Genomic DNA, 13260 nt, shown 5'->3' with positions numbered 1-13260 from the left:
CCTCCTTACGATTACTTTCCTAAACAAAATTGAGAGAATAACTGATCAATTAAACTTTCATGTACAGTGTCTCCCGTAATTTCACCGAGTATTTCCCACGTTCTTGTTAAATCAATTTGCACCATATCAATTGGTACGCCGCTATGAATAGCCTCGATTGCATCACCAATCGTCTTTTCTGCTTGTGCTAATAAACCAATGTGACGCGCATTTGACACATATGTCATATCTGCCGCTTCAATTGCTCCCTCAAAGAAGAGATCAGCAATTGCCTGCTCTAGCTCATCTACACCTTTTTCTTCGATTAAAGCTGTTGTAATAACACGAGCTGAACCAGCTAATTGTGTAACGCGCTCCATATCAATTTGCTGAGGTAAATCTGTTTTATTTACAATAACAATAAAATCTTTTCCTTGCACCGCTCGGAATAATTCTTCATCTTCGTTTGTTAACACTTCGCTATAGTTTACAACTAGAAGAACTAAATCTGCTTTATTCATCATCTCTTTTGAACGCTCTACACCGATTTGTTCTACAATATCCTCTGTTTCACGAATTCCAGCTGTATCAATCAGTTTAAGCGGTACACCGCGTACGTTCACGTATTCTTCAATAACATCTCGAGTTGTTCCTGCTATATCCGTTACAATCGCTTTCTTTTCTTGTACAAGACTATTTAATAAAGATGACTTTCCAACATTCGGTCTTCCAATAATAGCCGTTGCAATTCCTTCACGCAAAATCTTTCCTTGCTTTGAAGTTTGCAATAGCTTCCCAATTTCTGATTGAACGTATTCCGCCTTCTCAATCAAAACTCCGTGCGTCATCTCTTCTACATCATCATATTCCGGGTAGTCAATGTTCACTTCTACATGAGCTAATGTTTCCAAAATTTCTTGACGCAGACGACCAATTAATTTTGATAAACGACCTTCCATTTGGTTAATCGCAACATTCATTGCACGATCTGTTTTCGCACGAATTAAATCCATAACCGCTTCTGCTTGCGATAAATCGATACGTCCATTTAAAAAAGCACGCTTTGTAAACTCCCCTGGCTCTGCCAAGTGAACACCTTGCGATAAAATAAGTTGTAATACTTTATTTACAGAAACAAGGCCACCATGACAATTTACCTCAACGATATCTTCACGCGTAAATGTCTTTGGTGCCCGCATAATTGAAACCATAACTTCTTCAATAACTTTATTTGTATCTAAATCCACAATATGCCCATACTGAATTGTATGAGATGGAACTGTCGTTAAATCTTTCCCTTTAAAAATGCGATTTACCTTCTCTACCGCATCATCTCCACTTACTCGAACAATGGCAATTGCACCTTCTCCAAGAGCTGTGGAAATTGCAGCAATTGAATCAAATTCCATGTTCTTTCACCTCACTTACTTATTTCTCTCTATTTCAACACGATTTTTTCTTTCACTAAATTATTAGGATACCATAACGAAACTGTGTAAAAAAGAATAATAACTTATTTTATTATGTCCCCTCATAAAACGCACTAAACTTATCCACTGTGTATAAATTTAATGCGTTTTATTTATCCACAGAAAAATTCCTATCTTCATATTTTATCCAGTAAAAAACCGGCACTCAAATGAGTTACCGGTTTATCCCGCTCTAAAGGACAGTAAAACTCCCATCTCAATCTTCTAAGAAATTCAAAGCAGATAGGCTGCCCATAAAAACCTGATTCGTTCAACTAGCCAACCATTTAGGATACATCCCTCAGGATGGAAGTTTCATTTTATTTTGGAGATACGACAACATGTCGATGTGGTTCTTTCCCTTCAGATGTCGTAATCACATATGGATGACTCGCAAGTGCTTGATGTATAACTTTTCTTTCAAAAGAAGGCATTGGTTCTAACACAATTCTTTTTTTCGTATTGCTAACTTGCTTTGCTAACCGAAGTGCAAGTGACTCTAGTGTATCTTTTCGCTTATCACGATAATTTTCAGCATCGATTGTTACACCGATATATTGTTTCGTGCTACGATTCGCAACAAGCTTCGTTACATATTGTAAAGAATTTAGTATGTGCCCTCTTTTTCCAATTAACGCACCAACCTCACTACCGGAAAGTGTAAAATGAATTTCACGTCCTTTTACCTCTTTTCCAACAGTTACATCAACATCCATTTCTTTTATGATACTTTTCAAGTAAAGTTCCGCTTCTTCTACAGGATCTTTTTTTACAATAACCTCTACAATAGCAGGACGCCCTCCAATGAAACCCAGAAAAGCTTTTTTACCTTGATCAATGATGCGAATCTCCACTTTATCGCTTGATACTTGTAATTGTTCTAATGCGGATTGCACTGCCTGTTCGACTGTTTGTCCTTTAGCAGTAATCATACTCACTTACTTGATCCTCCTGCCTTACTAGCCTTAAGATCCGGCCCTTTGATCAAATATGTTTGTGCAATACCAAAGATGTTACCTACTACCCAGTAAAGAGATAATGCAGCTGGGAAGTTAATTGCGAAAACTAAAATCATGATAGGCATAAGCCATAACATCATTGTCATTTGTGGATTTTGCCCAGCAGTACCAGCCATTGACAACTTTTGTTGAATAAACGTTGTAATTGCCGCAAGAATTGGCAGAATGTAATATGGATCAGGATGACCTAAGTCAAACCATAAAAAAGTATGTTGTTTAATTTCTGCTGTTCTTATAATCGCATGATAAAATGCAAATAAAATTGGCATTTGAATAAATATTGGTAAACATCCTGCTAATGGATTTACACCATATTTTTGATACAATTGCATCATTTCTTGTTGCAATTTTTGTTGAGTCGCTTGATCTTTAGAACTATATTTCTCTTTTAATTTTGCCATTTCAGGTTGCAATAATTGCATTGCTTTTGTACTCTTTGTTTGCTTAATCATTAATGGTAGCAATGCAAAACGAATGATAAGGGTTGTAACAACAATCGCTAAACCATAGTTATTGCCAAATAATTTTGCAAAAAACGTGATTAACTGAGAAAGTGGATATACGAAATATTCATTCCAAATTCCTGTACTTTCCGGTGTAATCGGCTGATTTGTTTGATTACAGCCAGCAGAAATTGCCGTGACAGCAATAACCATGACTAGTAGGCTTATCTTTTTTTTCACAGCCTGCTCCTCCTTGTTTCGGTATGTATATAGTGTAATTCATTTTCCTCTTATTTCGCCATTTTTTGCCTGTTTTACTCCTGAGCGCTGCAGAGCATGAATTAAGCTTTTCTTTAATTGTTCATAGTTCATCTCTGAACAAGGCTTCCTTGCTATTATAACAAAATCTTTTCCAGAATCTATCTCATCTTTTAATTCTGTAAAAGCTTGACGAATCATACGTTTAATACGATTACGCATGACCGCATTCCCTAGTTTTTTACTAACGGAAAGACCAATTCGAAAATATGGTTGATTTGGTTTTTCTAACTGATATACAACAAATTGACGATTGGCATTTGATTTTCCATTTTGAAAAACAGCTTGAAATTCCTCATTCTTCTTTACACGATTCTTTTTCTTCATATCAATTGAACACTCCTGTATTTCGCCAGCGGAAAATTCATAATTACTAGAAAAAAAGACCACTGAACGATCAGTGGCCTACGCAGATAATACTTTTCTACCTTTACGACGACGAGCTGCTAAAACTTTACGTCCGTTCGCTGTGCTCATACGGCTACGGAAACCATGTACTTTGCTACGCTTACGTTTATTTGGTTGATAAGTTCTTTTCATTATATGACACCTCCCTGAGGAATAACTGTTAAAGACAGTCCTATAAATTATAGTTAATTTGGTAGGAGAATGTCAATGCCTCTCGAGATTTTAATAAAATATTCATTTTTTACCTATTCACAATGTTGTTCACAGTATCTTTCATTGGTTGTGGATAATTTTTTTCACCACTTTTTTATATCCACAAATCATTTTTTGTTTTTACACAGTATATCGTATTGTGGACAAGTTTATTCCACAAGGTATTGATTTTGTGGATAACTTTTTGAAATACATTGCTATTGCTATCTTTTTTTGATATTATAGTTGTGTTTTCACCTTGGACAAGTTTTCCACAATTATTATTTATCCACAATTTGTGAATAACTTGTGGACATGTATAAACACATGTGCATAAGGAGTTTTCCACAATGTGTTTTTTTGTCGAAAACTCTATTTCGTATTTGAACCGCTTTTTCACTTTTAAAAAGTGTTACGTATAAATATACAGTGTTGTTTTGTTACGTTGTACAAACATTAAACACTTTGTTACTTATCATCTTTTGTAAAGGAGGGACAACTTTGGAAAACATTTCAGATTTATGGAATAGCACCTTAAAAGAACTAGAAAAAAAGGTGAGTAAGCCTAGTTATGAAACATGGCTTAAATCTACAAAAGCTTATTCTTTAAAAAAGGACGTTTTAACCATTACAGCTCCAAATGAATTTGCACGTGATTGGTTGGAATCCCACTATTCAGATCTTATTTCGGAGACAATCATTCATTTAATGGGAGCAGAGCTTGAGATTCGCTTTATCATTCCACAAAGTCAAACAGAAGAGGAATTTGACTATCCTCCTGTTAAAAAAAATACAACAACGCATGATGAACCTAATCATTTCCCACAAAGCATGCTCAATCCAAAATATATATTTGATACCTTTGTAATCGGTGCTGGCAATCGCTTTGCCCATGCAGCTTCGTTAGCTGTAGCTGAGGCGCCAGCTAAAGCATACAATCCCTTATTTATTTACGGAGGAGTTGGACTGGGAAAAACGCATTTAATGCATGCAATCGGTCATTATGTCATCGAACATAATCCAAACGCAAAGGTTGTTTATCTATCATCTGAAAAATTTACAAACGAGTTTATTAATTCTATTCGTGATAATAAGGCCGTTGATTTTCGTAATAAATATCGGAACGTCGATGTTCTACTTATAGACGATATTCAATTTCTTGCTGGAAAAGAACAAACACAAGAAGAGTTCTTCCATACATTTAACGCGTTGCACGAAGAGAGTAAGCAAATTGTAATTTCAAGTGATCGTCCGCCAAAAGAAATTCCTACATTAGAAGATCGCTTACGTTCACGCTTTGAATGGGGACTCATTACAGATATTACTCCTCCAGATTTAGAAACAAGAATTGCGATTTTGCGCAAGAAAGCAAAAGCTGAAGGTTTGGATATTCCAAATGAAGTTATGCTCTATATCGCAAATCAAATTGACTCTAACATCCGTGAATTAGAAGGTGCTCTAATTCGTGTTGTAGCGTATTCGTCTTTAATTAATAAGGATATTAATGCCGCTTTAGCTGCTGAGGCACTAAAGCATATTATTCCAAATTCAAAACCAAAAATTATTTCAATTTATGACATCCAAAAAGCTGTAGGGGATGTTTTTCAAGTGAAATTAGAAGACTTTAAAGCGAAAAAGCGTACAAAATCAGTCGCTTTCCCTCGTCAAATTGCAATGTATCTGTCTCGTGAACTAACAGATTCATCCTTACCAAAAATCGGTGAGGAGTTTGGAGGTCGTGATCATACTACAGTCATTCACGCACATGAAAAAATTTCAAAACTGTTAAAAACAGATGCACAATTACAGAGGCAACTTGAAGACATTCACGATATTTTAAAGTAATAGGATGTGAATAACGTGAATAACTCTCTTTATTTTATACACAGTCTATCCACATGTAGATAGACTGTTTTTCCGCATTTTAAACGGGTTATCCACATATCCACAAGACCTATTACTATTACTACTAATTTTTTATTATTATTAAATAAAATCAATTTTATACTTGCCGGAGGTTTTCGTTATGCATTTTTCAATTCAAAGAGATTACCTTGTCAGAAGTGTACAAGATGTAATGAAAGCTGTTTCCTCTCGTACAACAATTCCAATTCTTACAGGGATTAAAATCGTAGCACATGAAGAAGGTGTTACATTAACAGGTAGTGATGCGAATATATCCATCGAATCCTTTATTCCAATTGAAGAGGATGGAAAAGAAATTGTAAAAGTCCTACAATCAGGAAGTATTGTTTTACAAGCAAAATATTTTAGTGAAATTGTAAAAAAATTACCGAAAGATACAGTTGAAATTTCTGTCGAAAGTCATTTTATGACGAAAATAAAATCTGGAAAATCCGAGTTTAACTTAAATGGTTTAGACTCAGCTGAGTATCCATTGTTACCACAGATTGAAGAACATCATGTATTTCAAATTCCAACAGATCTGTTAAAACATATGATTCGTCAAACTGTTTTTGCTGTATCTACATCAGAAACACGTCCAATCTTGACAGGTGTAAACTGGAAAGTATATAACAGCGAATTGATTTGTATTGCAACAGATAGTCATCGTTTGGCGCTGCGCAAAGCGAAAATTGCGGGACAAACTATTTCGAATGAATTTCAAGCAAATGTTGTTATTCCAGGAAAAAGTTTGAGTGAGTTAAGTAAAATTCTTGATGAATCAGAAGAAATGGTAGATATTGTTATAACGGAGTATCAAGTGTTATTCCGGACGAAACATTTATTATTCTTCTCTAGATTGTTAGAAGGTAACTATCCTGATACAACAAGACTAATCCCACCAGATAGTAAAACCGATATTTTTGTAAATACAAAAGAATTTTTACAAGCAATTGATCGAGCTTCTTTATTAGCAAGAGATGGACGTAATAATGTTGTAAAATTATCAACTTTAGAAGATCAAATGTTAGAAATTTCATCGAACTCTCCAGAAATCGGGAAAGTAGTAGAAGAAGTTCAGTGCGAGGAAATTGAAGGTGAAGAGTTAAAAATCTCCTTTAGTGCAAAATATATGATGGATGCATTAAAAGCATTAGATAGTACAGAGATTAAAATTAGCTTCACTGGTGCAATGAGACCATTTTTAATTCGTACAGTGAACGATGATTCCATTACTCAATTAATTTTACCAGTACGTACGTACTAAAAGGATAGGGTTACTAGTGTAGATGTACTGGTAACCCTTTTGATTTTTCCCTATTACTTTCCTAATGCTTGTTTATTTAGTACAATGAAAGAATGAACACTTTTAGAAAGTGAGCGATTTGTATGAAACATATTCAAATTTCGACAGAATATATTACATTAGGACAATTTTTAAAGCTGGCTGACGTGATTGATACAGGCGGAGCGGTAAAATGGTTTTTACAAGAGTATGAAGTGTATGTGAATAAAGAGCCTGAAAATAGACGAGGGCGAAAATTATATACAAATGATATTGTTGAAATTCCGGGGATCGGAACATTTCAAGTTCAAGGATAAAGGGGGATCCCTTTGTATATTACAGAATTACATTTACAAAACTATCGCAATTATGAAAAGTTAGATCTCTCCTTCGAAGATAAAGTAAACGTAATTATTGGTGAAAATGCGCAAGGAAAGACAAATTTGATGGAAGCGATTTATGTACTAGCGATGGCCAAATCTCATCGAACTTCTAATGATCGTGAACTTATCAGATGGGATGAAGATTGTGGTAAGATAAAAGGGAGACTGCAAAAACGAAATAACTCTTTGTCCTTAGAACTGAACGTTTCCAAAAAAGGGAAAAAGGCAAAGTTAAATCAACTTGAGCAACAAAAATTGAGTCAATATATTGGCGTAATGAATGTTGTTATGTTTGCTCCTGAAGATTTAAACCTTGTAAAGGGAAGTCCTCAAGTACGAAGACGTTTTTTAGATATGGAGCTTGGACAAATAGCTCCTGTATATTTGTATGAACTAAGTCAATACCAAAAAGTTCTTACACAGCGTAATCATTTGCTCAAAAAAATGCAAGGAAACAGTATGAATGATGAAGCTATGCTAGATGTGTTTACACTTCAACTCGTTGAACATGGTGTAAAAGTATTAAAAAAACGTTTTGAATTTTTACGTTTATTGCAAGAATGGGCAGCTCCAATTCATCGAGGAATTAGCAGAGGACTTGAGGAGCTGGAAATAATCTATAAACCAAGTATAGATGTATCAGAATCCATGGATTTGTCGAAAATAAAAGAAGTATACTATGAAAGTTTCCAATCTGTGAAACAACGTGAACTCTTCCGTGGTACAACCTTAATTGGGCCTCATCGTGATGATTTACAATTCTTCGTTAATGGTAAAAATGTTCAAGTCTTTGGTTCGCAAGGGCAACAACGAACGACCGCACTTTCCCTAAAGTTAGCTGAAATCGAATTGATTTATTCAGAAGTTAACGAATATCCAATCCTTTTATTAGATGATGTGTTATCAGAACTAGATGATTACAGACAATCACATCTGCTTAATACGATTCAAGGAAAGGTGCAAACGTTTGTGACAACGACAAGTGTTGATGGAATTGAGCATGATACATTAAAACAAGCAAAAACAATTCATGTAACGAACGGCACAGTGGATTGTGGAGAAGAAGATAAATAGCTTCTGTCTAAATGGAAAAGTAGGTGATCTTTGTGTCAATGGAACAAAAACAAATTGAAGAAAACGCATATGACGAAAGTCAAATACAGGTGTTAGAAGGACTAGAAGCAGTTCGAAAACGTCCAGGGATGTATATTGGTTCAACGAGCGGAAAAGGTCTTCATCACCTTGTATGGGAAATTGTTGATAATAGTATTGACGAGGCATTAGCAGGATATTGTGATGAGATTAATCTAGCTATTGAAGAAGACAATAGTATTACAGTAACAGATAATGGCCGTGGTATTCCGGTTGGGATGCACGAGAAAATGGGTCGCCCCGCTGTAGAAGTTATTATGACAGTTCTTCATGCGGGTGGTAAATTTGGTGGCGGCGGTTATAAAGTTTCTGGCGGTTTACATGGTGTAGGTGCTTCTGTCGTGAATGCATTATCAACGGAGTTAGAGGTATTCGTTCATCGTGACGGGCAAATTCATTATCAAAAGTATGAACGTGGTATTCCAGTTGCAGACTTAAAGGTGATTGGGGATACAGATCATACAGGAACAGTAACGCGTTTCAAACCAGATGCAGAAATTTTTACTGAAACTACGGAATATGAATTTGATACGTTAGCAACTCGTTTACGAGAACTAGCGTTTCTAAATCGTAATATTAAACTAACAATTGAAGATAAACGTGAACATAAACAAAAGAAAGAATTCCATTATGAAGGCGGTATTAAGTCTTATGTTGAGCACTTAAACCGCTCTAAAGAACCGATACATGAGGAACCGGTATATGTAGAAGGTTCGAAAGATGGAATTCAAATTGAAGTTGCTCTTCAATATAACGAAGGATATACAACTAACATTTATTCATTTACAAATAACATTCATACGTATGAAGGTGGTACGCATGAAGTTGGATTTAAAACAGCATTAACACGTGTTATTAATGATTATGGTCGAAAAAATAATATTTTAAAAGATGCTGATAGTAATTTAACGGGTGAAGATGTTCGTGAAGGTTTAACGGCTATTGTATCCATTAAACATCCAAATCCGCAATTTGAAGGGCAAACGAAAACGAAACTCGGAAATAGCGAAGCGAGAACAATTACAGAATCAGTTTTCTCTGAAGCACTTGAAAAGTTTTTACTTGAAAACCCAAATGTCGCTCGAAAAATTGTAGATAAGGGAACGATGGCAGCGCGTGCACGTGTAGCGGCGAAAAAGGCTCGTGAATTAACACGCAGAAAAAGTGCGCTAGAAGTATCGAGCTTGCCGGGAAAACTTGCAGATTGTTCTTCTAAAGATCCTTCTATTAGTGAAATTTATATCGTAGAGGGTGATTCTGCGGGTGGTTCAGCAAAGCAAGGGCGTGATCGTCACTTCCAAGCGATTTTACCGCTTAAAGGAAAAATTATTAATGTAGAAAAAGCGCGTTTAGATAAAATTTTATCAAACGATGAGGTGCGAACAATTATTACTGCGCTTGGGACTGGTATTGGTGGAGATTTCGATATTGAAAAGGCGCGTTATCACAAAGTTATTATTATGACGGATGCTGATGTCGACGGCGCTCATATTCGTACCCTATTATTAACGTTCTTCTACCGTTATATGCGTCAAATTATTGAGCACGGTTATATATATATTGCACAGCCGCCATTATATAAAGTGCAACAGGGTAAGAGAGTTGAGTATGCTTACAACGATAAAGAACTTGAAAATATATTAGTGGAGATTCCGAAACAACCAAAACCAGGTATTCAACGCTATAAGGGTCTTGGAGAAATGAATCCAGCGCAGCTATGGGAAACAACAATGGATCCAGAAGTACGTTCGCTTCTTCAAGTTTCGCTTCAAGATGCAATCGAAGCAGATGAAACATTTGAAATTTTAATGGGTGATAAAGTTGAACCACGTCGTAACTTTATCCAAGAAAATGCAAAATATGTACAAAACCTTGATATTTAATGACTGATGACAGGAATCGGAGTATTCCTGTCTTCTACGTATAAATGAACATGATATATCGATCGGAAATGTAATGAGGAGGTGCTGGTTGATGTCAGACAACCAACAACAAGGCCGAATTCGAGAAATTAATATTAGCCAGGAAATGCGTACCTCGTTTTTAGATTATGCGATGAGCGTTATCGTATCTCGTGCACTGCCAGATGTTCGAGATGGGCTAAAACCTGTGCACCGCAGAATTTTATATGCGATGAACGATTTAGGAATTACTGCTGATAAAGCGTATAAGAAGTCTGCACGTATTGTTGGTGAAGTAATTGGTAAGTATCATCCACACGGTGATTCAGCGGTATATGAAACAATGGTACGAATGGCCCAAGACTTTAGTCAACGTTATATGCTAGTAAATGGACATGGTAACTTCGGTTCTGTCGATGGTGATTCGGCGGCTGCGATGCGTTATACAGAGGCAAAAATGTCCAAGATTTCTATGGAACTATTGCGTGATATCACAAAAAATACAATTGACTATCAAGATAACTATGATGGTTCGGAAAGAGAACCAATTGTATTACCTGCGCGTTTTCCTAATTTATTAGTAAATGGTGCAACTGGTATCGCGGTTGGTATGGCAACGAATATTCCTCCGCATCAGCTTGGTGAAGTAATTGATGGGGTATTAGCGTTAAGTCACAATCCAGAGATTACAATTGCGGAATTAATGGAGTATATTCCCGGCCCAGATTTCCCAACAGCTGGTCAAATTCTTGGACGAAGTGGAATTCGAAGAGCGTATGAAACAGGGCGTGGTACAGTAATTCTTCGTGCAAGAGTAGAGATTGAAGAAAAGGCAAATGGGAAGCAATCTATTATTGTAACTGAATTACCATATCAAGTGAATAAAGCAAGGTTGATTGAAAAGATTGCGGAGCTTGTTCGAGACAAAAAGATTGATGGTATTACAGATTTACGTGATGAATCAGATCGAAATGGTATGCGTATCGTCATGGAATTACGACGAGATGCAAACGCAAATGTGTTATTGAATAACTTATATAAACATACAGCACTTCAGACAAGCTTTGGTATTAATATGCTATCGCTCGTAAATGGAGAACCAAAAGTATTAAATTTAAAAGAATGTCTATATCATTACCTGGATCATCAGAAGGTCGTTATCCGTAGACGTACTGCATATGAATTAGAGAAAGCAGAAGCTCGTGCTCATATTTTAGAAGGTTTACGCATCGCGTTAGATCATCTTGATGAAGTAATTACTCTAATTCGTAATTCGAAGACAGCAGACATTGCAAAGCAAGGATTAATGGAACGTTTTGGCTTAAGTGAAAAGCAAGCACAAGCAATTTTAGATATGCGTTTGCAACGTTTAACAGGATTAGAGCGTGAAAAAATCGAACAAGAATATCAAGAACTACTTGCGTTGATTGCGGAGCTAAAAGCAATTCTCGCAGATGAAGAGAAAGTTCTTGAAATTATTCGTGAAGAATTAACAGAAGTTAAAGATCGCTTTAATGATACACGAAGATCAGAAATTACAATTGGCGGTATGGAAGCAATCGAGGATGAAGATTTAATTCCAGAGCAAAACATTGTAATCACACTTACTCATAATGGGTATGTGAAACGTTTACCAGCTTCTACGTACAAAACGCAAAATCGTGGCGGACGTGGAGTTCAAGGTATGGGGACGAACAATGATGATTTTGTAGAACATTTGTTAACAACATCTACACATGATCATATTCTATTCTTCACAAATAAAGGGAAAGTATACCGGACGAAGGGATATGAAATCCCAGAGTATAGCCGTACAGCTAAGGGTATACCAATTATCAACTTATTAGAAGTAGATAAAGATGAATGGGTAAATGCGATTATCCCAATCCGAGAATTTAGCGATGACCATTACTTATTCTTTACGACGAAACAGGGTATTGCAAAAAGAACACCCCTTTCATCGTTCGCTAACATACGTAATAATGGTTTAATTGCAATATCACTTCGTGAAGATGATGAAGTTATTTCTGTTCGATTAACAACAGGCGAAAAAGATATGATTGTGGGAACAAGTAACGGTATGTTAATTCGCTTCCATGAACAAGATGTTCGCTCGATGGGACGTAATGCAGCAGGTGTGAAAGCTATTACGTTAGGTGAGGAAGATCAAGTAGTTGGCATGGAAATCGTTGAAGAAGAAATGGATGTCTTAATTGTAACGAAAAATGGTTATGGTAAGCGGACACCGGTTGAAGAATATCGCCTCCAAAGCCGTGGGGGTAAAGGTCTTAAAACATGTAATATTACAGATAAGAATGGCAAGTTAATTGCTGTTAAGTCTGTAAATGGTGAAGAAGATATTATGCTGATTACAGCAGCAGGTGTTTTGATTCGTATGCCGGTTGATCAAATCTCTCAAATGGGACGTAATACGCAAGGTGTTCGTTTAATTCGTTTAGAAGGCGAGCAAGAAGTAGCGACGGTAGCAAAAACACAAAAAGAAGATGAAGAAGACATACAAGAAGATCAAGAAAGCTCAGAAGAATAAGGGGATTCTCCTTATTCTTCTTTTTTTATAAAAAGTGCTTGCATAGGAGGAGTGAAGTCTATATAATAGGCAGAGTCAGCAATTCACTGAAACAAAATATTACAACAAATTGTTGACGAACATGAAATGTTATGTTATATTATAAAAGTCGCTGAAACGCGATGTTGAACTTTGAAAACTAAACGAAACAAACAACGTGAAACGTCAATTTTTATTTATGATGCTAGACAAACACTTTATTGGAGAGTTTGATCCTGG

The 13260-nt window shown here is 36.0% G+C and carries 11 protein-coding genes; 6 read left to right on the top strand and 5 right to left on the bottom strand.

Annotation, left to right across the window (positions count from 1 at the left end; translation table 11 throughout):
• Positions 1–11: 11 nt before the first annotated feature.
• The 5 genes from mnmE to rpmH all read right to left on the bottom strand — a co-directional run bounded on the left by mnmE (position 12) and on the right by rpmH (position 3768).
• Entirely contained in the window at positions 12–1388 is a 1377-nt protein-coding gene (mnmE, locus tag ACTDJC_RS05085; RefSeq protein WP_440602784.1) for a tRNA uridine-5-carboxymethylaminomethyl(34) synthesis GTPase MnmE, read from the bottom strand.
• A gap of 380 nt (positions 1389–1768) precedes the next feature.
• Entirely contained in the window at positions 1769–2386 is a 618-nt protein-coding gene (gene jag, locus ACTDJC_RS05080) for an RNA-binding cell elongation regulator Jag/EloR (protein ID WP_098310154.1), read from the bottom strand.
• Positions 2383–3150 (bottom strand): YidC family membrane integrase SpoIIIJ, encoded by a 768-nt coding sequence (gene spoIIIJ, locus ACTDJC_RS05075; protein WP_098310155.1) that lies wholly within the window; start codon positions 3148–3150, stop codon positions 2383–2385. Before spoIIIJ ends, jag begins: the two co-directional genes overlap by 4 nt.
• Positions 3151–3189: 39 nt before the next feature.
• Positions 3190–3555 (bottom strand): ribonuclease P protein component, encoded by a 366-nt coding sequence (rnpA, locus tag ACTDJC_RS05070; RefSeq protein ID WP_253631055.1) that lies wholly within the window; start codon positions 3553–3555, stop codon positions 3190–3192.
• Positions 3556–3633: 78 nt separating this feature from the next.
• Positions 3634–3768 (bottom strand): 50S ribosomal protein L34, encoded by a 135-nt coding sequence (gene rpmH, locus ACTDJC_RS05065; RefSeq protein WP_000831901.1) that lies wholly within the window; start codon positions 3766–3768, stop codon positions 3634–3636.
• Between the two features lie 561 nt (positions 3769–4329).
• Between rpmH and dnaA the strand changes: the two genes are divergently transcribed.
• The 6 genes from dnaA to gyrA all read left to right on the top strand — a co-directional run bounded on the left by dnaA (position 4330) and on the right by gyrA (position 13002).
• The gene (gene dnaA / locus ACTDJC_RS05060) at positions 4330–5673 is read left to right on the top strand and encodes a chromosomal replication initiator protein DnaA (RefSeq protein WP_440602783.1); all 1344 of its coding nucleotides are present in this window, start codon (positions 4330–4332) and stop codon (positions 5671–5673) included.
• 181 nt (positions 5674–5854) lie between these two features.
• The gene (dnaN, locus tag ACTDJC_RS05055) at positions 5855–7000 is read left to right on the top strand and encodes a DNA polymerase III subunit beta (protein WP_440602782.1); all 1146 of its coding nucleotides are present in this window, start codon (positions 5855–5857) and stop codon (positions 6998–7000) included.
• 122 nt (positions 7001–7122) lie between these two features.
• Positions 7123–7335, top strand: coding sequence for a S4 domain-containing protein YaaA (gene yaaA, locus ACTDJC_RS05050; RefSeq protein ID WP_098310159.1), 213 nt, complete (start codon positions 7123–7125; stop codon positions 7333–7335).
• 12 nt (positions 7336–7347) lie between these two features.
• Positions 7348–8475 carry a DNA replication/repair protein RecF gene (gene recF, locus ACTDJC_RS05045; RefSeq protein WP_440602781.1) on the top strand — a complete coding sequence of 376 codons (1128 nt, stop codon included), beginning with the start codon at positions 7348–7350 and terminating at the stop codon, positions 8473–8475.
• 38 nt (positions 8476–8513) lie between these two features.
• Positions 8514–10436, top strand: coding sequence for a DNA topoisomerase (ATP-hydrolyzing) subunit B (gyrB, locus tag ACTDJC_RS05040; protein WP_440602780.1), 1923 nt, complete (start codon positions 8514–8516; stop codon positions 10434–10436).
• 91 nt (positions 10437–10527) lie between these two features.
• Entirely contained in the window at positions 10528–13002 is a 2475-nt protein-coding gene (gyrA, locus tag ACTDJC_RS05035) for a DNA gyrase subunit A (RefSeq protein ID WP_253628321.1), read from the top strand.
• Positions 13003–13260: the final 258 nt, after the last annotated feature.

This window comes from Bacillus sp. GB_SG_008 (assembly GCF_052038115.1).
GTDB classification, from domain to species: domain Bacteria; phylum Bacillota; class Bacilli; order Bacillales; family Bacillaceae_G; genus Bacillus_A; species Bacillus_A rhizoplanae.
Note: the sequence above shows the minus strand (reverse complement) of the source record. Positions and strands in the feature narration are given on the sequence as shown.

What these genes read in the sequence shown, in the direction of transcription:
- gyrB (WP_440602780.1), top strand. Translation starts at nt 8,514, where the DNA reads ATGGAACAAAAACAAATTGAAGAAAACGCATATGACGAAAGTCAAATA.
- rnpA (WP_253631055.1), bottom strand. Translation starts at nt 3,555, where the DNA reads ATGAAGAAAAAGAATCGTGTAAAGAAGAATGAGGAATTTCAAGCTGTT.
- rpmH (WP_000831901.1), bottom strand. Translation starts at nt 3,768, where the DNA reads ATGAAAAGAACTTATCAACCAAATAAACGTAAGCGTAGCAAAGTACAT.
- dnaN (WP_440602782.1), top strand. Translation starts at nt 5,855, where the DNA reads ATGCATTTTTCAATTCAAAGAGATTACCTTGTCAGAAGTGTACAAGAT.
- gyrA (WP_253628321.1), top strand. Translation starts at nt 10,528, where the DNA reads ATGTCAGACAACCAACAACAAGGCCGAATTCGAGAAATTAATATTAGC.
- yaaA (WP_098310159.1), top strand. Translation starts at nt 7,123, where the DNA reads ATGAAACATATTCAAATTTCGACAGAATATATTACATTAGGACAATTT.
- mnmE (WP_440602784.1), bottom strand. Translation starts at nt 1,388, where the DNA reads ATGGAATTTGATTCAATTGCTGCAATTTCCACAGCTCTTGGAGAAGGT.